The sequence below is a fragment of the Rubellimicrobium roseum genome (genome assembly GCF_006152145.1).
Taxonomy (GTDB): domain Bacteria; phylum Pseudomonadota; class Alphaproteobacteria; order Rhodobacterales; family Rhodobacteraceae; genus Rubellimicrobium; species Rubellimicrobium roseum.
This window is the reverse complement of record NZ_VDFV01000061.1, coordinates 1-18,123: the sequence shown is the minus strand read 5'-3', so window position 1 is coordinate 18,123 and position 18,123 is coordinate 1. Positions and strand designations below refer to the sequence as shown.

Annotated in this window: 20 protein-coding genes and 1 tRNA gene; 11 read left to right on the top strand and 10 right to left on the bottom strand. The window is 68.6% G+C overall.

The genetic code is table 11. The annotated features are described in order from the left end of the window. Positions 1–408 precede the first annotated feature (408 nt). From FHG71_RS20705 to FHG71_RS23740, 6 genes are all read left to right on the top strand, one after another. The gene (locus FHG71_RS20705) at positions 409–1,521 is read left to right on the top strand and encodes an ABC transporter substrate-binding protein (RefSeq protein ID WP_139083595.1); all 1,113 of its coding nucleotides are present in this window, start codon (positions 409–411) and stop codon (positions 1,519–1,521) included. Positions 1,522–1,593: 72 nt separating this feature from the next. Further along, on the top strand, positions 1,594–2,556 hold the full coding sequence (locus tag FHG71_RS20700; RefSeq protein WP_139083594.1) for an ABC transporter permease: 963 nt from the start codon (positions 1,594–1,596) through the stop codon (positions 2,554–2,556). A gap of 35 nt (positions 2,557–2,591) precedes the next feature. Beyond that, complete coding sequence (locus tag FHG71_RS20695; RefSeq protein WP_218014190.1) at positions 2,592–3,335, top strand: ABC transporter permease; 744 nt, start codon at positions 2,592–2,594, stop codon at positions 3,333–3,335. After that, a complete protein-coding gene (locus FHG71_RS20690) occupies positions 3,335–4,399 on the top strand; it encodes an ABC transporter ATP-binding protein (RefSeq protein ID WP_139083592.1) in 1,065 nt (354 codons plus the stop codon). Before FHG71_RS20695 ends, FHG71_RS20690 begins: the two co-directional genes overlap by 1 nt. 1 nt (position 4,400) lies before the next feature. Further along, complete coding sequence (locus FHG71_RS23745) at positions 4,401–5,318, top strand: PHP domain-containing protein (protein WP_176559549.1); 918 nt, start codon at positions 4,401–4,403, stop codon at positions 5,316–5,318. After that, the gene (locus FHG71_RS23740) at positions 5,294–5,815 is read left to right on the top strand and encodes a GNAT family N-acetyltransferase (protein WP_176559548.1); all 522 of its coding nucleotides are present in this window, start codon (positions 5,294–5,296) and stop codon (positions 5,813–5,815) included. The genes FHG71_RS23745 and FHG71_RS23740 overlap by 25 nt, the downstream gene beginning before the upstream one ends. Here the strand turns inward: FHG71_RS23740 and FHG71_RS20680 are convergent. The 10 genes from FHG71_RS20680 to FHG71_RS20635 form a co-directional block, all read right to left on the bottom strand. Beyond that, positions 5,812–5,985, bottom strand: a complete 174-nt coding sequence (locus tag FHG71_RS20680; protein ID WP_139083591.1) for a DNA gyrase inhibitor YacG — start codon at positions 5,983–5,985, stop codon at positions 5,812–5,814. The two genes, FHG71_RS23740 and FHG71_RS20680, sit on opposite strands and share 4 nt — an antisense overlap. Then, positions 5,985–7,013: a ribonuclease E/G gene (locus FHG71_RS20675; RefSeq protein WP_139083590.1), complete on the bottom strand. Its 1,029-nt coding sequence runs from the start codon at positions 7,011–7,013 to the stop codon at positions 5,985–5,987. Before FHG71_RS20675 ends, FHG71_RS20680 begins: the two co-directional genes overlap by 1 nt. Next, positions 7,010–7,609 (bottom strand): Maf family protein, encoded by a 600-nt coding sequence (locus tag FHG71_RS20670; protein ID WP_139083589.1) that lies wholly within the window; start codon positions 7,607–7,609, stop codon positions 7,010–7,012. Before FHG71_RS20670 ends, FHG71_RS20675 begins: the two co-directional genes overlap by 4 nt. 22 nt (positions 7,610–7,631) lie before the next feature. Then, complete coding sequence (gene infA, locus FHG71_RS20665) at positions 7,632–7,850, bottom strand: translation initiation factor IF-1 (protein WP_007205486.1); 219 nt, start codon at positions 7,848–7,850, stop codon at positions 7,632–7,634. A 132-nt stretch (positions 7,851–7,982) separates the two neighbouring features. Beyond that, positions 7,983–8,477, bottom strand: coding sequence for an arsenate-mycothiol transferase ArsC (locus tag FHG71_RS20660; protein WP_281281987.1), 495 nt, complete (start codon positions 8,475–8,477; stop codon positions 7,983–7,985). A 4-nt stretch (positions 8,478–8,481) separates the two neighbouring features. Then, positions 8,482–8,961, bottom strand: coding sequence for a UPF0262 family protein (locus FHG71_RS20655; RefSeq protein ID WP_139083588.1), 480 nt, complete (start codon positions 8,959–8,961; stop codon positions 8,482–8,484). Next, on the bottom strand, positions 8,958–10,259 hold the full coding sequence (gene hisD / locus FHG71_RS20650; protein WP_139083587.1) for a histidinol dehydrogenase: 1,302 nt from the start codon (positions 10,257–10,259) through the stop codon (positions 8,958–8,960). Before hisD ends, FHG71_RS20655 begins: the two co-directional genes overlap by 4 nt. A gap of 132 nt (positions 10,260–10,391) precedes the next feature. Beyond that, on the bottom strand, positions 10,392–10,862 hold the full coding sequence (locus FHG71_RS20645; protein WP_139083586.1) for a DUF2948 family protein: 471 nt from the start codon (positions 10,860–10,862) through the stop codon (positions 10,392–10,394). Next, positions 10,859–12,124, bottom strand: a complete 1,266-nt coding sequence (gene murA / locus FHG71_RS20640) for a UDP-N-acetylglucosamine 1-carboxyvinyltransferase (protein ID WP_139083585.1) — start codon at positions 12,122–12,124, stop codon at positions 10,859–10,861. The genes FHG71_RS20645 and murA overlap by 4 nt, the downstream gene beginning before the upstream one ends. Then, positions 12,125–12,328, bottom strand: coding sequence for a hypothetical protein (locus FHG71_RS20635; RefSeq protein WP_139083584.1), 204 nt, complete (start codon positions 12,326–12,328; stop codon positions 12,125–12,127). Positions 12,329–12,417: 89 nt separating this feature from the next. On the opposite strand from FHG71_RS20635, the gene FHG71_RS20630 reads away from it, so the two are divergent. From FHG71_RS20630 to FHG71_RS20610, 5 genes are all read left to right on the top strand, one after another. Continuing rightward, positions 12,418–12,492, top strand: a tRNA-Thr gene (locus tag FHG71_RS20630). Positions 12,493–12,577: 85 nt separating this feature from the next. After that, positions 12,578–14,119 (top strand): DUF6538 domain-containing protein, encoded by a 1,542-nt coding sequence (locus FHG71_RS20625; protein WP_139083583.1) that lies wholly within the window; start codon positions 12,578–12,580, stop codon positions 14,117–14,119. A 375-nt stretch (positions 14,120–14,494) separates the two neighbouring features. Beyond that, entirely contained in the window at positions 14,495–15,298 is an 804-nt protein-coding gene (locus tag FHG71_RS20620) for a ParB N-terminal domain-containing protein (RefSeq protein ID WP_139083582.1), read from the top strand. Between the two features lie 265 nt (positions 15,299–15,563). Next, on the top strand, positions 15,564–15,947 hold the full coding sequence (locus FHG71_RS20615) for a response regulator (protein ID WP_246045549.1): 384 nt from the start codon (positions 15,564–15,566) through the stop codon (positions 15,945–15,947). Between the two features lie 111 nt (positions 15,948–16,058). Continuing rightward, positions 16,059–16,730: a recombinase family protein gene (locus FHG71_RS20610; RefSeq protein ID WP_139083580.1), complete on the top strand. Its 672-nt coding sequence runs from the start codon at positions 16,059–16,061 to the stop codon at positions 16,728–16,730. Positions 16,731–18,123: the final 1,393 nt, after the last annotated feature.

The window sequence follows — 18,123 nt, the reverse complement described above, 5'->3', positions numbered from 1 at the left end:
GCGGCCCAGCGCGCCGAGATGGCCGCGCTGGAGGAGCGCCTGCTCCGGATGGAGGCCGAGCGTGGCCGGCCGAGGCTGCACGTGGCGGAATAGGGTCGCGTCGGTCATCCGGGTCCTTCGGTCCTGACGTCCGGGCCGCCCCCAGGGGCGGCCCGGCGCGTTTCGGGGTCATGCGAGAAAGGATGCCGGCCGAAGGTTAACGATACCTTCGACCACCGAACGGTCCTGCCCCGATTCGCGCAACACCCCCGGCGCGGCGCCGGTCCGGCACCCGCCGGAACCAGGCGGAAGGAAAGCTGACCAATCGGTCAGTTTGTGACAAAGCGATTGTCACGAACCCGTTTCAGTCGTCTACTACCCCGCACAAGCCGGACGGGCTCATGCTCCGGCGCAGATGGGGAGACGATGATGACACTGTCGAAATGGCTGGCCGCCTCGGCGCTGGCGCTTCAGGCGGGGGCGGCCCTGGCCCAGGACGCCGGGACCGTGGACCTGGACGCGCTCTACGAGGCCGCCAAGGCCGAGGGGATGCTGACGACCATCGCCCTGCCCCGCGACTGGTGCAACTACCAGGGGGTCTTCGACACCTTCCAGGCCAAGTACCCCGAGATCGAGATCAACGAGCTCAACCCCAACGCCTCCTCGGCCGAGGAGCTGGAGGGCATCCGCGCCAACCGCGAGAACACCGGGCCGCAGGCGCCCGACGTGATCGACGTGGGCCTCGCCTTCGGGCCGCAGGCGCAGGAAGAGGGCCTGATCCAGCCCTACAAGGTCTCGACCTGGGACACGATCCCCGAGGACGCCAAGGAGGCCGACGGCCACTGGTACGGCGACTACTACGGCGTGATGTCCTTTGCGGTGAACACCGACCTCGTGGACCCGGTGCCGCAGAGCTTCGCCGACCTCCTCAAGCCCGAATACGCGGGTCAGGTGGCGCTGGCGGGCGACCCGCGCGCGTCGAACCAGGCGATCCTTGCGGTGATGGCCGCCGGCATGGCGCAGGGCGCCGAGCCGGGGCAGGCGGCGGCCGAGGCCGGGCTCCAGTTCTTCAAGGAACTGAACGACGCGGGCAACTTCGTCCCGGTCATCGGCAGCTCGGGCACGCTGGCGCAGGGCACCACGCCCATCGTGATCCAGTGGGACTACAACGCGCTCGCCACCCGCGACACGCTGGCGGGCAACCCGCCGGTCGAGGTGGTCGTGCCGTCCGACGCCACGCTCGCCGGCGTCTACGTGCAGGCGATCTCGGCCTTCGCGCCGCACCCGAACGCCGCCAAGCTCTGGATGGAGCACCTGTACTCGGACGAAGGGCAGATCGAGTGGCTGAAGGGCTACTGCCACCCGATCCGCTACACCGACCTCGTGGAGCGGGGCGTGGTGCCGCAGGATCTTCTCGACAAGCTGCCGCCGGCCGAGGCCTACGAGCGCGCCGTCTTCCCGACGCTGGAGCAGGTGAACGCCAACAGCGAGGCCGTCGTGGCCGGCTGGGACACCACCGTGGGCGCCGACGTCGTCGAGTGATCCCCTGACCTGTCGGGCCCGGTCCCCGCGCGGGGGCCGGGCCGTTCCGTTTCCGAAAGGACCCGGGGGCCCATGCCCGCCGACGCCACCACGACCCGGCCCCTCGCGGCCCCCTCGCCTGCCCCCCGCGCGCCCGCGCTGCCGCTGCGCTGGCTGGGGGTGCTTCCGTTCTTCATCTTCGTCGCGCTGTTCCTGATCCTGCCCACGATGCACATCGTGCTGGGCGCCTTCCGCACGACGGCGGGCGACTTCACGGTCCAGAACATCCTCGACCTCAACACCCGGTCGATCCGCAACGCCTACTGGGTGTCGATCCAGGTGAGCTTCTGGTCGGCGCTGCTGGGGTGCCTGATCGGCTTTGCCATGGCGGCGGCGGTGGTGCTGGGGGGGCTGCCGCGCGTGCTGCGCCAGCCGCTCCTCACCTTTTCCGGGGTGGCGTCGAACTTCGCGGGCGTGCCGCTGGCCTTCGCCTTCATCGCCACGATCGGGCCCGCGGGGCTCATCACGCTGTGGCTGCGGTCGGACCTGGGCATCGTGCTGCAGGCAGGGCTGTGGAACGTGCCCGACGGGCTCCAGGCGCTGCTGGGCGAGCAGGTGCGCTTCCCGCGCTTCAACATCCTGAGCACGGCGGGACTCGTCCTCACCTACCTGTTCTTCCAGATCCCGCTGATGATCCTCATCATCACGCCGGCGCTGGACGGGCTGAAGCGGGAATGGCGCGAGGCCGCGCAGGTCCTGGGCGCGAGCGGCTGGCAGTACTGGCGCATGGTGGCGCTGCCCATCCTGTTCCCGTCGATCCTGGGCTGCCTCGCGCTCCTCTTCGCCAACGCCTTCGGGGCGGTGGCCACGGCCATTGCCCTCACGGGGCCCGCGCTCAACATCGCGCCGATCCTCCTTTACGCGCAGATCCGGGGCGACGTGCTGGGCAACCCGCATCTGGGCTACGCGCTGGCGCTGGGAATGATCGTCATCACGGCGGTGGCGAACACCATCTACATCGTGCTGCGCGCACGCTCCGAGAGGTGGCTCAAGTGACGCGGGTCCTTGCCTGGGGGGCGTTCCTCCTGGGGATGCTCTATTTCCTGCTGCCGCTCTGGGGGATGACCGAGTTCTCGCTGCGGATGCGGCGGGACGCCTATTCCTTCGATGCCTACGCCTCGGTGCTGGGGAACCCCGAGTTCCAGCGCACCTTCGCCTTCTCGGCCACGATGGCGTTGGTGACGATCCTGATGGGCGTGCTGATCGTGGTGCCCACGGCCTTCTGGGTGCGCCTGCGGATGCCCGGCCTGCGACCCGTGGTCGAGTTCATCACGCTGCTGCCGCTGGTGATCCCGGCCATCGTCATCGTCTTCGGCTACATCCGGCTCTACAACACCGGGTCCTGGCTGCCGCTGACAGGGACGGCGGCGGGGACGAACCTCCTTCTGGCCATGGGCTACACGGTGCTGGCCCTGCCCTACATGTACCGCGCGGTGGATACCGGCCTGCGGACCATCGACGTGGCCACGCTGACCGAGGCGGCGCAGTCGCTGGGCGCGGGCTGGGGCACGATCCTGGGCCGGGTGATCCTGCCCAACGTGCTGGGCGCGGTGCTGTCGGGGGCCTTCCTCACCTTCGCCATCGTCATCGGCGAGTTCACCATGGCGGCGCTGCTGGACCGGCCGGCCTTTGGGCCCTTCATGCAGCGGCTGGGGCAGGACCGGGCCTACGAGCCCTCGGCCCTCGCGGTCATCGCCTTCGTCATCACCTGGGGCTGCATGGGGCTGATCGGCCTCGTGACGCGGACGCAGAAGCACACAAGGGTCAGGACCTGATGGCCTATCTCGACATCGCCCACCTGGAGAAGAGCTTCGGCGCGAACCGGGTGGTCAAGGACTTCAGCCTGCCGATCGACCAGGGGGAGTTCGTGTCGCTGCTGGGCCCGTCGGGCTGCGGCAAGACGACCGTCCTGCGCATGGTCGCGGGCTTCGAGACGCCCAGCGCGGGCGCGATCCGCATCGAGGGCAAGGACATCGTGCCGCTGCGCCCGAACCAGCGCAACGTGGGCATGGTGTTCCAGGCCTATGCCCTCTTCCCCAACCTGACGGTCGCGCAGAACGTGGGCTTCGGGCTGAAGATCGCCGGGGTCCGCGCGGCCGAGGCGCAGGGGCGCGTGGCCGAGATGCTGGACCTGATCGGGCTGCCGATGGCGGAGTTCGGCGGGCGCTACCCGTTCCAGCTCTCGGGCGGGCAGCAGCAGCGCGTGGCGCTGGCGCGCGCGCTCGCCCCCCGGCCGCGGGTGCTGCTGCTCGACGAGCCGCTCTCGGCGCTGGACGCCAAGGTGCGGGTGCGCCTGCGGACCGAGATCCGCGACATCCAGCGGCGGCTGGGGATCACGACCATCTTCGTGACCCACGACCAGGAGGAGGCGCTGTCGATCAGCGACCGCGTGGTGGTGATGAACGCGGGGATCGCCGACCAGGTGGGCTCGCCGTTCGAGATCTACAACCAGCCCGCCACCCCCTTCGTGGCGAGCTTCGTGGGCACGCTCACCCCCATCGACGCCACGGTGATCGACCCGCACCAGGGCACGGTCATGTCGGGGGGCCTCACGCTGCATCTGGGCCGCGCCCTGCCCGTGCAGGCCGGGACGGTGGTGCCCATCGCGCTACGGCCCGAGGCCGTGCATCTGGGCCGCGCCTCGGGGCGCGAGATCGTGCTGCCCGCGACAGCGCGGGCCGTCGAGTTCATGGGGAGCGTCATCCGCATCCGCGCCGAGGCGGGGGGGCAGAGCTTCCTGCTGGACACCTTCAACCGGCCCGATGCGCCACCGCCCCGGCCGGGCGAGCCGGTGGAGATCAGCTTCTCGGGCCGCGACGTCATCGTGATCGGAGCCTGACATGACTCCATGGGAGGCACCCGGCCGCTTCTGGCGCGGCAACCTGCACACGCATTCCGACGTCTCGGACGGGGCGCTGCCCCCCGAGGAGGTCTGCCGCCGCTACCGCGACGAGGGCTACGACTTCCTGGCGCTGACGGACCATTTCGTGGGCGCCTTCGGCTATCCGATCGTGGACACGGTGCCCTTCCGCACCAACCGCTTCACGACGATCCTGGGGGCCGAGCTGCATTCGGGCGTGATGGCCAACGGAGAGCTGTGGCACATCCTGGCCGTGGGGCTGCCCCCGGACTTCGCGCCTTCGCACACGCCCGAGTTCCGGCCCGTCGCGGGGCAGGAGAGCGGGCCAGAGATCGCGCGCCGAGCGGTCGAGGCCGGGGCCTATGTCGCCATCGCCCATCCGCAGTGGTCGGGGCTGACGCTGGACGACGCGCGCAGCCTCGCCGGGATCGCCCATGCGGTCGAAACCTACAACCACGGCTGCGCCACCGGCTGCGACCGCCCCGACGGGTTCCATGTGCTGGACCTGCTGCTGTCCGAAGGCCACCGGCTGAACCTTTGCGCCACGGACGACGCGCATTTCACCGAGCCCGATCATTTCGGGGGCTGGGTCATGGTCAAGGCCGAGGCGAACGAGCCCGGGGCCCTGCTCGCGGCGCTCAAGGCCGGGGCCTACTACTCGAGCCAGGGGCCCGAAATCCGAAGGATCGAGGTCACGGACGAGGTCGTGAGGGTCGAATGCTCGGCGGCGGCGTCCATCATCGTCTCGGGGCACGGCACGTCCTCGAAAGGCCTGCACGGGCAGTCGATGACCCGGGGCGAGATGCCGCTGGAGCGTTTCGCGGGCTCGCCCTGGCTGCGGGTGACGGTGGTGGACCGGGCGGGGAAGCGGGCATGGTCGAACCCGATCTGGCGGTGACCGAGATCCGCGAGGAGCGCGAGGCGGATCGGGCGGCCGCGAACGCGGTGCTGGTCCGGGCCTTTGCGAGCGTGCGGCACAGCCGGGGGCGCGAGACGATCCTCGCGGATGGTCTGCGCGACGGCGGCGGCGTGACGCTGGGCTTCGTGGCGGTGGCCGAGTCAGCGGTCGTGGGTAGCCTTCTCGTCTCGCCGGTCACGGTGAACGGCGCGCTCTCGGGATGGCACGCGCTGGGTCCCGTCGCCGTGGACCCGGACTGGCAGGGGCGCGGAGTCGGGAGCGATCTCGTGCGCGAGGCGCTGGCACGGCTGAAGGCGACGGGCGCGGAGGGCTGCATCGTCCTAGGGGCGCGGGCGTTCTACGGGCGCTTCGGCTTTCTCCACGCGCCGGAGCTGGTCCCGGTCGGGCTGCCGGCCTCGGCCTTCATGGTCCTGCCCTTCCGCGATCGCTGGCCGGAGGGGCGGCTGGCCTACCATCCGGCCTTCGACGCGATCTAGCCGTCCCGCTGCTCGCCCTGAGGATCGGGGCGCTCCTCCTCCTCGGAGACGGTGCCGGGGATGACGTAGTCGCCCCGCAGCCAACGCGCGAGGTCCACGTCGGCGCAGCGCGCCGAGCAGAAGGGCCGGTACTTGGGTTCGGTGGGCTTTCCGCAGACCGGGCAAGCCATCAGGCGTCCCCCAGGAGATGGACGAGCGGCAGGCGCTCGCGCTTGCGCGACAGCTCGAAGAGGCCCATCGCGGTCCATCCCACCAGAGAGGTCTCGATGGGGTCGGAGCGGAACGAGTCGCGGATCGACTGGTCGAGCTGCTTGCGGTGCGCCTTGGACATGCCGGCGAAGTCCACCACGATCTGGCCGCCCAGGCCCCGCAGCCGAAGCTGCCGCGGGAGCGCGCGGGCGGCGGCGAGATTGGCCTTGAGCGCGGCGGCGGGCGAGGTGTCGCCCCCGGTGTTGACGTCGATGGCCACGAGCGCGCGGGTGGTCTCGACCACCATGGTGCCGTCGCCGAGGTTCACCTCGGAGCGGCGGAGGCTGTCGATCTGGTCGAGCACGTTCTCGCGCGCGAAGCCGCCGGGCTTCGTCACCACGGTCGGCGCGTCCCATTCGCGCCAGGCGAGCAGGTGCGGGCCGTCGCCATCGGTGAGCTTCTCGGGCTCACCCCTGTCGTCGGCCATGACCTTGAGCGCGAGGTCGCGCATGGCGGCGATGTCCTCGGCCACGTCCTCGTCGGCGGTGCCCTCGGCGGCCGAGCGCAGGATCAGGCCGTGGGGGCCCTCCTCGTCGAAGGCGTCATGCGCGAGGGCGAGGAGGCGGGCGCGCTCCTCCTCGTCACGGATCTGGCGCGAGACGTTGATGCCTGGCGCGCCGGGGGTGACGATGGCGTAGCGCGACTTGAAGAGGAGGCGGTCGGTGACAGGGATGGCCTTGCCGCCCTCGGACACGCCGGTGACCTGCACGAGCAGGGTGTCCCCGGCCTTCATGCCTTGGGCATTGCGGAGCCAGGCGGTGCCGTCGGGGGTGCGCAGCATCATGCCCCCCTGCCCCTTGAGCCCCCGGTCGCAGGTGGCACGGTAGATGGCCCCCGGCCGTGGGGCCGAGTCGTCGTCGATCAGCAGGTCGTCGAGCTTGCCGTCCACGAGGAGGGCCGCCGCCTCGCGACGCCCGAGGTGGTCGAGGACGATGGTCCGTCCCTTCATCGTGGTCCTCCGGCAAAGCCCGCCGCGGTCAGCAGGCCCAGGGTTTCGGTCAGGGGCAGCCCCACGACGCCCGTGAAGCTGCCGTTGATCCAGGGAATATGCGCGCCGAAGGGGCCCTGGATCGCGTAGGAGCCGGCCTTGCCGCGCCAGTCGCCAGTGGCGAGATAGGCGGCGAGGTCCCGTTCGGTCAGGGGCTTGACCGCGACGGCGGTGGTCACGGCCTTTTCCCACACGCGCCCGCCCCGCCGCACGGCGACGGCGGTGATGACACGGTGGCGGCGGCCCGAGAGCAGGCCGAGCATCGCCCGCGCCTCCGCCTCGTCGGCGGGCTTGCCCAGGATGCGGCGGCCCAGCGCGACGGTGGTGTCGGCGCAGAGCACGACCTCGCCCTCGTCGGCCTTCACGGCGGCGATCTTCTCGCGCGCGATGCGGCGGACGTAGTCGCGCGGCGTCTCGGCCTTGCGGGGGGTCTCGTCGATCTCGGGGGGGCGGACGGCGAAGGGCGCGATCCCGGCCTGGGCCAGCAGGTCGAGACGGCGCGGGCTGGCCGAGCCCAGGACCAGGCGCAGCGCGGGGTCCGGGGTCTGGGTCGTCATCGAAGCGTCCCCAAGGAGGACGTCACTTGAAGCGGTAATTGATCCGCCCCTTGGTCAGGTCGTAGGGGGTCATCTCGACCTGCACCTTGTCGCCGGCGAGCACGCGGATGCGGTTCTTCCGCATCTTCCCTGCCGTATGCGCGATGATCTCATGGCCGTTCTCCAGCTCGACCCTGAACGTCGCGTTCGGCAGGAGCTCCTTCACGACGCCAGGAAATTCGAGCAGTTCTTCCTTGGCCATGTGGTCTCCCAATGCGTTGCGGGCCGCAGAATCACAGGCGGCCCGGCGCCTAGATGGCGCTGCGGCGCAGCTTTTTCAAGCGCAATCGGCAGCGTCACGGAACTGACGCACGGCGCCCTCTCCGGGTTCCCGTCAGGGCGCGGGCGCCCAGTCGCCGCGCGGGGGGCCGAAGCGGTCGAGCAGGCGGGCCAGGATCATGTCGCGCGTGCGGCGGTAGGCGTCCAGGCGTTCCTCGCGCCCTTCGCCCTGTCCGGTGGGGTCGAGGATGGGCCAATGCTCCACCTGCACGGCGGCCGCGCGGGTGAGATCCGCGACGCAATGCGCGCTGGCGGGGGTGAGCGCCACCACGAGGTCGTAGGCCGACAGGTCGTCGCCCCAGTCGCGCATGTCGTCGAAGCTGCGGGTGCGGTGGCGCGACAGCTCCAGTCCCCATTCTTGGCAGACGGCGATGGCGAAGCCGTCGATCTCGCGGTCGCTGCGCACGCCCGCCGATTGGACGTAGCAATCGGTGCCGTAGAGCCGCTTCATCATCGCCTCGGCCATGGGCGAGCGGACCGAGTTGTGGTCGCAGCAGAACAGCACGGCCTGGGGAAGGGTGTCCGCCGGGGCCGCCGCGACCTTGTCCACCCCGTCACCCCCCAAGGTTGAGCACGCAGATCAGCGTGAACAGGCGCCGTGCCGTGTCCTGGTCGAGTTCGGCCTTGCCGGCCAGCCGCTCCTGCAGGACGCGTGCGCCCTCATTGTGGATGCCGCGGCGGGCCATGTCGACCGTCTCGATCTGCGAGGGCGGCAGCGTCCGCACGGCGTCGTAGTAGCTTTGGCAGATCTGGGCGTAGTCCTTCACCACCTGCCGGAAGGGCCCCATCGACATGTGGAACTCGCCCGCAGGCTCGCCGCCCTCGGAGGAGACGGCGAAGACGAGCCGGCGTTCGCGCACCGCGAGCGTCAGACGCCAGGGACCGCAGCGAGGCCGGTCGGGATGCGGGGGCAGGACGAAGCGGTTCTCCTCCAGCAGGTCGACGATGGCCACGCGCCGCTCCTGCTCCATCTCGGGCGTGGGCGCGGGCAGGCCCGTGTCGTCGATCTCGATGGCGATGAGGCGGTCGGTCATCGGTTGAGCCGGTCCAGCCGCGCGCGCACCGACAGCCCATGGGCCTCCAGCCGTTCGGCCTGCGCGAGGGTTTCGGCCGCCGGGCCCAGCGCCCGCAGCGCCTCGGGCGTCATCCGCGACAGGGTGGTGCGCTTGAGGAAATCCATCACCGACAGCCCCGAGGAGAACCGCGCCGTCCGCGCCGTGGGCAGCACGTGGTTCGGCCCGCCGATGTAATCGCCGATCGCCTCGGGCGTCCAGGGGCCGAGGAAGATGGCCCCGGCATGCTGGATGCGCGCCGCCAGAGCCTCGGGGTCGGCGGTCAGGATCTCCAGATGCTCGGCGGCGATGCGGTCGGCGATCTCCACCGCCTCGTCCAGCGAGCGGACGACGACGACCGCGCCGAAGTCGCGCCAGCTTGCCCCGGCGATGGCGGCGCGGGGAAGGGTTTCGAGGTGCCGCTCGACGGCCTGGGCCACGGCCCGCCCGAAGGCCGCGTCGGTGGTGACGAGGATGGACTGGGCCGATTCGTCGTGCTCGGCCTGGGACAGGAGGTCCAGCGCCACGAAGTCCGGGTCGTTGTCCCCGTCGGCGATGACGAGGATCTCGGACGGGCCCGCGATCATGTCGATGCCGACCTTGCCGAAGACGCGCCGCTTGGCCGCGGCCACGTAGGCGTTGCCGGGGCCGGTGATCTTGTCCACGGGCCGGACGCTCTCGGTGCCATAGGCCAGCGCGGCCACGGCCTGCGCGCCACCAATGCGGAACACCTCGTCCACGCCCGCGATGCGGCAGGCCAGCAGCACGAGCGGGTTGGCCACCCCGTCCGGCGTGGGCACCGTCACGGCGAGACGTTTCACGCCCGCGACCTTGGCCGGGACCGCGTTCATCAGCACCGAGGACGGATAGGAGGCGAGCCCGCCCGGAACATAGAGCCCCGCCGCCGAGACGGGCGTCCAGCGCCAGCCCAGCGTCGCGCCCAGATCGTCCGTCCAGGTCTCGTCTTCCGGCATCTGCCGCTCGTGATAGGCGCGGATGCGGGCAGCGGCGAGTTCGAGCGCCTGTCGATCGGCCGGGGGGACGGCGGCGCAGAGGGCGTCGATCTCCTCCTCCGGGATGCGCAGCGTCTCGGGCGTCAGCCGCACGCGGTCGAAGCGCTCGGTCAGCTCCACCAAGGCCGCGTCGCCCCGCGCGCGCACCTCGGCGATGATGGCCGCCACGGCCGCGTCCACGTCGGGACTGTCCTCGCGCTTGAGCGACAGGAGATGGGCGAAGGCCGCCTCGAAGCCGGGCTCGATAGTGGACAGGAATTGCGGCATGGCGCGGGCCTCCCTTGCGTCGGCGCAGGCTTAGCGGGCCGGACGGGGGCCTTCAATCGGAGCCCTGTTTCCCTGGTCCCGAATATCCCGGGGGTGAGGCGCGACGCGCCGAGGGGGCGGAGGCCCCTGACCCTACTCCGGGTGGGTGGGCGCGCGACGGGACGGCGCGAGGTAGGGCCGCGTCACGTCCTGAAGCCTGACCTCCAGCGCCTCGACCTCGACCGCGATGGTGCCGTCGCCCGCGAGCGTCACGAGGAGCCGCCCCGCCCCGTCCTCGCCCGGCTCCCAGCCCAGCGACAGGATCGACAGCACCGTGTCGCGGTCGCGCGGGTCCACCCCTTGGCTGCGGACCGCCGTCACGCCTTCGATCGCCAGCACCGAGCGCACCCGCTCGGGCGTGCGGGTGGGTCCCTCCCAGCGGAAGCGGTTCACGAGCGCGGCGAAGCGACGGTGCTGGCGCAGCCAGGCCACGTCCCCCACGGTCACGACCGCGTCCTGCACCAGCGCCGAGATTACCCGGAGGTCGTCGGCGTCCAGCGCCCGGAGCCGGAGCGGCCCTTCGTCGGCGTCGGAAAAGCGGGCGTCGCGGGGGGCGTCGGTCATGCGGCCACTCTCTCGATCCGGGCTCCCACGGCGGAGAGCTTCTGCTCCAGTTGCTCGTAGCCGCGGTCGAGGTGGTAGACGCGACTCACCACGGTCTCGCCCTCGGCGCCCAGGCCCGCGAGGATCAGCGACACCGAGGCCCGCAGGTCGGTGGCCATGACGGGCGCGCCGCGCAGGCGCTCCACGCCGGTCACGCGGGCGGTGCCGCCCTGCAGCTCGATCCGCGCGCCCATGCGCATGAGCTCCGGGGCGTGCATGAAGCGGTTTTCGAAGATCTTCTCCTCGAGGGTGCTGGTGCCCTCGGCGGTGCAGAGCATGGCCATCATCTGCGCCTGGAGGTCGGTCGGGAAGCCCGGGAAGGGCTCCGTCACCACGTCGACGGCGCGGGGGCGGTCGCCCGAGCGGCGGACCTTGAGACCGCGCGCGGTCTCCTCGACCTCCAGCCCCGCGGCGTAGAGCTTCTCGACGAAGGCCCCCACGAGGTCGAGACGGCCGCCCAGGCATTCGATCTCGCCGCCGGTGAAGGCGGGGGCAAGCATGTAGGTCCCGAGCTCGATCCGGTCGGTGACGACGGCATGGGTCGCGCCGTGCAGCCGGTCGACGCCCTGGATGGTGATCGTGGAGGTCCCCTCCCCCTCGATCTGCGCGCCCATCTTGCGCAGGCATTCCGCCAGGTCGACGATCTCGGGCTCGCGCGCGGCGTTCTCGATGACCGTGGTGCCCTTGGCCAGCGTCGCGGCCATCAGCGCGTTCTCGGTGGCGCCGACCGAAGCGAAGCGCAGCGGCACGGGCGCGCCCTTCAGGCCGCCGGGCGCGGTCGCGTGCAGGTAGCCGTCGCGCAGGTCGATCCTGGCGCCCAGGCGTTCCAGCGCGTCGATGTGGATGTCCATGGGCCGCGCGCCGATGGCGCAGCCGCCGGGCAGCGACACGACCGCCTGCCCCTCGCGCGCCAGAAGCGGCCCCAGCACGAGGTTCGAGGCGCGCATCTTGCGCACGATGTCGTAGTCGGCGCGCGTGGAGGTCAGTCCGTGCGAGGAGGCCGCCAGCACCTTGCCCCCGGCGAGCGTCGATACCTCGGCCCCCAGCGACTGCAGCAGCGTCGTCATGGTGCGGATGTCCGACAGGCGCGGCGCGTTGGTGAGCGTGAGGGGCTCCTCGCTCAGGAGCGTCGCGGGCATGAGCGCGAGGCAGGCGTTCTTGGCCCCCGCGATGGGGATCTGGCCCGAAAGCTCGGCCCCGCCGCGGACGATGATCGAATCCATTCAGTCTTCCTTGGGTGGGTCGGGGGGCGTGTCGCCCATGGAATTGCGGCCGGCGTCGTCGGGGGCGCCCTGCGCCAGAGCGCGGGCCTTGCGGCGCGCGATGTTGGCCTTGAGCGCGGCCTTGAGACGCGCGTCGCGCCCCTGCGACGCGGTGCGCGCGCCGCCCTTGTCCGTCTCGGATGTGCCCTGCCGCCGGTCCGCCATGGCCCGGTCTTAGTCTGGACCTCCCCTCGCGTCCAGCCGCGCGAAACCCCCTTGCGCTCGCTGGCGGCATCGGTAGAAGGCGCCTCAGTGCTGCGGTAGCTCAGTGGTAGAGCACACCCTTGGTAAGGGTGAGGTCGAGAGTTCAATCCTCTCTCGCAGCACCACCTTCTTCCTCTTCAAAGTCAAGAAGTTGCGGTGTAGCAGCAGGTTGGAACGCCTCGGGTTCTACACCGAGGTTCTACACCGACCATGGTTCTGCCCGTGTCCCGTCCCCAAAAGCATCGCAAGACTGGCGTCTACTACTTCCGTGAGAAGGTCCCTGCTGATCTACGTCAGGCGTTCGGCAAGGCTGAAGTCTCACGTTCGCTCCACACCAAGGACCCGGCGTTGGCAAAAGCCCGCCATGCCGAGGAGAAGCGGAGGCAAAACCTGATCTGGCAAGCCATGCGGGCGAAACCAGAGGCCCTGCCGCACAAGAAGATCATGGCGCTGGTGGGGGAGGAGTACCATCGCCTCAATGCCATGTTGGAGGAGGAGCCTGGGGAGACAGCCATCTGGCGTGAAGTCTTGCGCCTTGGAGACCAGGCATCTGGGTCTCCCGAGAGGATGGAGCGTTGGTACGGTGAGGATGCTGACCGTCTGCTGCGAGAGGCCGGACTTGCGACGGACGAGGCCAGCCGTGCCCGGTTGATCGAAGAACTTCACAAGGCCAGCCAGCAGTGGGCTTCTTTCCAGAAGCGCCGGGCGGAGGGCGACTACAGGCCCGACCCGGATGCCGGGAGGTTTCCCGAGATGCCGCTCGCTCCTGTCCCTACGGTGCGCCAGCCAGACGAGACAGTGACGCTCTCCGATCTGTTCGACCTCTGGAAGGCGGATCACCTACGGGAGGGAGGACCAGAGAAGACGGTCAGGGACTTCCGGCAGAAGCTCGACAGCCTGACGGAGTTCCTAGGTCACGAGGACGCACAGCGCATCACGCCAAAGCAGATTGTGGACTGGACCGACCATCTGCTGCGCGAGAAGGGTCTCTCATCGAAAACCGTGGCCGAGAAGTACCTCGCCACCGTCAAGCGGGTCTTCACCGTCGGAAAGCGCAAGTTCCGCATCACGGACAACCCGGCTGCCGATGTGATCGTGGAGGTCGGGAAAGCCAAAGGGCCAGGCCCGCGCGGCTTCACGGATGACGAGGCCAAGGCGATCCTATCGGCTGCGCTCAAGGCTCCCGAGACGCTGGGCAAGATGGCCGAGGACAACAAGAGGGCAATCCGCTGGGGGCCGTGGCTCTGCGCCTACACCGGGGCTCGGATCACCGAGATGATGCAGTTGCGGAAGCAGGACGTGGAAACTCACAAGGGCATCCCCTGCTTGCGGATCAGCCCAGAGGCGGGCGCAGTCAAGACGGGCGAGGAGCGGCTTGTCCCGATCCACCCTCACCTTGTCGAAATGGGTTTCCTCGAGATGGTGAAGAAGCGCCCCGAGGGTTACGTCTTCTTCCAGACCGAAGCAGGGGACGACCCAGTCAGCCGTGCGAGGAGCGCGGGGGGGAAGGTCAGTGAATGGGTCAGGCACGTGGTCGGGATCAAGGACGAGCGGGTCCAGCCCAACCACGCATGGCGGCATCGGTTCAAGACCGAGGCGCGGAGGCTCTCCATTGAGCGGTGGATCGTGGATGCCATCCAAGGACACTCGGACGGGTCCGCATCGGCGGGCTACGGGGAGGTTCCGGTGGAGCCGCTCTACGAGGCGATCAAGAAGCTCCCCCGCTACGAGGTCGAGCCCTCACGCGCCTAGCCCAGGAGCGGAGAAGGCCAAGGGGTCCCCTCTAGTGTCGGTTAGGGGACCCCTGATCTTTGGCCAAGGAAAGCCGAAGAGATGGTCTACTAGCGGCTCTCCGAGGCTCCTAGGAGGCTCCGTGAACGGTTCCATTCGTTAGGACGGCAGAGGGACCAAGGAGGGGAAGAAGGGGCTCCAGCGGGGCTCTGCGGGGCTGCTAGGGGTGGTCTGGTTGGTGGCACCACTGGAAGGAAGGCGGGCCGAAGATACCCCCTCTACTTGGGGGAAGGGGCGGCACCGATTTCCCCCACTTATTGGAGGAGAAGACGGCCGGTTGAGACCGGGCCGCGATGACTTCTCCCGACCACACCCAGCAAACCCACAGGATTGGCTATGACCATTCACACAACCCTCGCGGCGGGGGAGATACGCCACGACCACGACTTCATCTTCCGTGCATCCGCCACGGATCGGCACCATGTGCGGACCCTCCAAACCATCCTCGCCAGACGGACCAAGGTAGAGCCGTTGCTAGTTTGGCGCGAGACCGGCGAGGACGGTCCTACAGGCCGGTTCGTCCTGCTGGACGGACGGCACAGACTGGCGGCCTACGTCAACCTCAAGCGGACCCAGAGCGTCCCTGTCGCGATCTTCGAGGGGAGCCGGGCCGAAGCCATTGAGGCAGCCCTCCAGGCCAATGCCATGGCCAAACTGCCATTGACTGCATCCGAACGGAACAACGCTGCTTGGCGTCTGGTCTGGGACTACAGCCAGGAACTGTCCATCGCGCGGACGGCGCGAGCAGCGGGCGTGTCTGTCAGGCTCGTTTCGATGATGCGGGCAAGGGCCAAGACGATGAAGGAAACCAACCAAGAGTGGTCTGGCAGTTGGGCAAAGGACCGACGGGGACCCGATGAGGCGCAAGGAGCCCACATGAACATGACGGATGCCCAGCGCAGACGGGAGATCAAGGAACTGGCCAAGACGCTGCGGGAGGCTGCGGGGATGTGGCCGAAGCGGGATCGGGAGTTGTTCGCCGATGCCTTGGCGGAAGCCTTCGGGCGATACCATCAGGAGGCAGCGGAGTATCTCTACGGGCAAGGCGAGGAGGACTTCTACGACGAGCCGGTAGGTAAGCCTGATGTAGAGCCAGAGCCGTCTGTGAAGGAACTGGAGGACGTGAACCCGGACTTTTGAGCCAGCCGTAGCAGTCCGGGGGCTGATCCTCTGCACACCTTGAGTATGCAAGTTGCAGAGGTAGACCCCCGGATGTTCACGCCCCGCGCCCGAAAGCCCAATCATGTAGAAGAGGTTCGCGCGTTTCCCCCCGATGGGGGCTGTTGTGGGCCCTGGCTTTCCAGTAGGGTGCCCCATCGTCGGCTTCGGCCTTGGCTGCCGACGACTGAGAGACAGGGGACTGAGGTCTCCGCGCTCCCGCCTAAACGGCAACGGAGCGTTTCTCTTGGACCCTGCGATCTTGCTCCTCCTCGTGGAGGACGAAGCCCTGATCGGAACGATGTTGGAAGAGACCCTCACAGACGAGGGTTTCGAGTTGGTCATCGCGAAGAACGGTGCCGAAGCAATGGCAGAGCTTGCTACCGATGCCGCCCGCTTCCGTAGCGTCGTGACGGACATCGACCTAGGGGCTGGCCCAAACGGCTGGGAGGTGGCTCGCCACGCCCGCGAGATCGTGCCCACGATGCCCGTCGTCTACATGAGCGGGGCCAGCGCAGCCGACTGGGCTGCCCATGGCGTGCCCAAGAGCGTGATGGTGCCCAAGCCGTTCGTTGTGGCCCAGATCATCACGGCCATCACCACGCTAATGAACGAGGCAGACAGCCACTGACCTAGACCTCCATCAAGGTCAGTCTTCCAGGCCGTAACACGCACAACCGACGTTGACATTCGGTACAGCCCAGCCTACACCTCCCGTCACAGACACAACGGGGGGGAAGCGGTGCAGCGTTACGTAACCTACTACCGGGTCAGCACGAAGGAGCAGGGTCGGTCAGGTCTCGGCCTTGAGGCGCAGGAGCGGGACGTGACCCTGTTCCTCGAAGGCTTCTCGGAGGTGCCTTGGGAGATCATCGAGACCTTCACGGACATCCAGAGCGGCAGCGAAGATGACCGTCCCGAGTTGGCCAAGGCGCTGGCGCTGGTGAAGAGGACCGGGGCCACGCTGCTCGTTGCCAAGCTCGACCGACTTTCCCGCAAGGTGTCGTTCATCGCGACCCTGATGGACGATCCCAAGGTCAGTCTCCGGGTCGCCTCCATGCCCTACGCGGACAAGTTCCAACTCCACATCTACGCGGCCCTTGCCGAGCAGGAACGGGAGTTCATCAGCGCCCGGACGAAGGCTGCGCTGGCACAGGCCAAGGTCCGGGGCGTAAACCTCGGGGGGCTGCGGGACAAGACCGCCGCCAGGAACGTGGTCGTGCAGGAACAAGCCAAGGCGAACGCGGACAGGGTGGCTGGCATCGTCCGTCCGCTCCGTGCCCAAGGTGCCACCCTCCGCGCCATTGCCGAGGCGCTGAATGGATCGGGTGTGCCTACGGCGAGGGGTGGGGCATGGTACGCGGCACAGGTGCAGCGGGTCCTTGATCGACTGGAAAAGGCGGCGGAGGGCTGACCCTCAAGAACACCTTCATTCCGTGTATTGGCGCGAGCTTGGCTCACGGGGTGATAATGTGTTTTGCCGCATGGCACTCGGCGGGTCCAACAGGAAGCAGGTCCCCCTACCCCACCGGGGTTCTACACCAGCCTTGCAAGAGCCTCAACAAAGTGCCAGAAAACAAGGGGTTTCCCGCAATCGCCGGGGCGTTCAATCCTCTCTCGCAGCACCACCCCTCCTCTTGATTGTCGCGTCTCAAATACGTCGACCCATGGCGGTCAAAGTCTGCTTTTCCTCTCAATCGGTTCGTGTAGGCACGTACTCCTGCTGGAGACTTCAAAACTCATTCGGGCCGACTCAATCGATGCGGAATCTCGTGTTCGCCAACTCACCGAGCACCTGCACCACATCCAGACGTCGCCGGATGTTCACTTTCTGAAGGAGAGCAGCGGGCGTAAAGCCGCGCGTCCGCATGGCGAGACAGAACGCCCTTCAAGTGCCAGGCCAGGACTCAGCGACTTCGGCTGGGGCAACATGGTTTGCACTGAACGTCTTGAGAGAAGACAACCCGCTGCCGCTCGGGCCAGCCGTCAAAAGTCCAGCTCTGGCAGCTTCCCAAGCCACCACGGTATTCAGTCCAAGCAAACCGCCAGCAACACGATCAGGGAGTTCCAGCGCAGGGAGGGGGCGCTTGCGGGCGTCCTGTATGCAGAGCCTGAGGCAATCGGGGTCCGTCCAAATGGAGACGATGCTGGACTCAGATTTCCCTGCACGCAAGGCGCGCCATTCGCCGGATGCGACGACCCGAAGAGCTCAAGCCCAGACCCAGGGGCTGAGTTCGTGGCGCAGCGCCTGCGAACGTGATACCAGTGTTCCTGGGTTATCGAGCGGGTGAAGTGCATCGATAGCCGCCAAGAGCCGGCTCACCGAAGCTGGGTCGAGAAGCAGCCGCTCCCCTAGCCAGGATCTGAGCGTCCTGGTCCCCCAGAGCAACGAGGACCCCCTCCTCCACCAAGAAGCGCACCCCGCCACCCGCGCACGCGAGGCGCTCTGGGTGTCGGGCGTGAAGCCCGTATCGGAGTTCCTATCGGATCTCATCCAGTAGATGCGCTTACTTGCGTTCGGTCGGGCCCCGTCGGGCGAGGCGATCGCCTGAAATCTGGCCAAGTGGCTTTTGCCCAATCGAGCTCTGGGACCCCCTGTAGGTGGCCGTAGGCACTTGCCGGCCGGTAAAGGACCGGCCGGTGCTCCTTGTTCCATTGGCGGCCATCCTTGGGGCTAGGACGGTGAAGCCAATATGGGACATCGCGTAGCTGGCGTTGATGATGCAACTGCCCTCCTGATCTGGCCCCCGTTTCACCGGACACTCAGGCGGTTGCGGTTTGGGCGGCAATGAACTCGCGAGGCGAGC

What these genes read in the sequence shown, in the direction of transcription:
- FHG71_RS20705 (WP_139083595.1), top strand. Translation starts at nt 409, where the DNA reads ATGACACTGTCGAAATGGCTGGCCGCCTCGGCGCTGGCGCTTCAGGCG.
- FHG71_RS20700 (WP_139083594.1), top strand. Translation starts at nt 1,594, where the DNA reads ATGCCCGCCGACGCCACCACGACCCGGCCCCTCGCGGCCCCCTCGCCT.
- FHG71_RS20695 (WP_218014190.1), top strand. Translation starts at nt 2,592, where the DNA reads ATGCTCTATTTCCTGCTGCCGCTCTGGGGGATGACCGAGTTCTCGCTG.
- FHG71_RS20690 (WP_139083592.1), top strand. Translation starts at nt 3,335, where the DNA reads ATGGCCTATCTCGACATCGCCCACCTGGAGAAGAGCTTCGGCGCGAAC.
- FHG71_RS23745 (WP_176559549.1), top strand. Translation starts at nt 4,401, where the DNA reads ATGACTCCATGGGAGGCACCCGGCCGCTTCTGGCGCGGCAACCTGCAC.
- FHG71_RS23740 (WP_176559548.1), top strand. Translation starts at nt 5,294, where the DNA reads ATGGTCGAACCCGATCTGGCGGTGACCGAGATCCGCGAGGAGCGCGAG.
- FHG71_RS20680 (WP_139083591.1), bottom strand. Translation starts at nt 5,985, where the DNA reads ATGGCTTGCCCGGTCTGCGGAAAGCCCACCGAACCCAAGTACCGGCCC.
- FHG71_RS20675 (WP_139083590.1), bottom strand. Translation starts at nt 7,013, where the DNA reads ATGAAGGGACGGACCATCGTCCTCGACCACCTCGGGCGTCGCGAGGCG.
- FHG71_RS20670 (WP_139083589.1), bottom strand. Translation starts at nt 7,609, where the DNA reads ATGACGACCCAGACCCCGGACCCCGCGCTGCGCCTGGTCCTGGGCTCG.
- infA (WP_007205486.1), bottom strand. Translation starts at nt 7,850, where the DNA reads ATGGCCAAGGAAGAACTGCTCGAATTTCCTGGCGTCGTGAAGGAGCTC.
- FHG71_RS20655 (WP_139083588.1), bottom strand. Translation starts at nt 8,961, where the DNA reads ATGACCGACCGCCTCATCGCCATCGAGATCGACGACACGGGCCTGCCC.
- hisD (WP_139083587.1), bottom strand. Translation starts at nt 10,259, where the DNA reads ATGCCGCAATTCCTGTCCACTATCGAGCCCGGCTTCGAGGCGGCCTTC.
- FHG71_RS20645 (WP_139083586.1), bottom strand. Translation starts at nt 10,862, where the DNA reads ATGACCGACGCCCCCCGCGACGCCCGCTTTTCCGACGCCGACGAAGGG.
- murA (WP_139083585.1), bottom strand. Translation starts at nt 12,124, where the DNA reads ATGGATTCGATCATCGTCCGCGGCGGGGCCGAGCTTTCGGGCCAGATC.
- FHG71_RS20635 (WP_139083584.1), bottom strand. Translation starts at nt 12,328, where the DNA reads ATGGCGGACCGGCGGCAGGGCACATCCGAGACGGACAAGGGCGGCGCG.
- FHG71_RS20625 (WP_139083583.1), top strand. Translation starts at nt 12,578, where the DNA reads ATGGTTCTGCCCGTGTCCCGTCCCCAAAAGCATCGCAAGACTGGCGTC.
- FHG71_RS20620 (WP_139083582.1), top strand. Translation starts at nt 14,495, where the DNA reads ATGACCATTCACACAACCCTCGCGGCGGGGGAGATACGCCACGACCAC.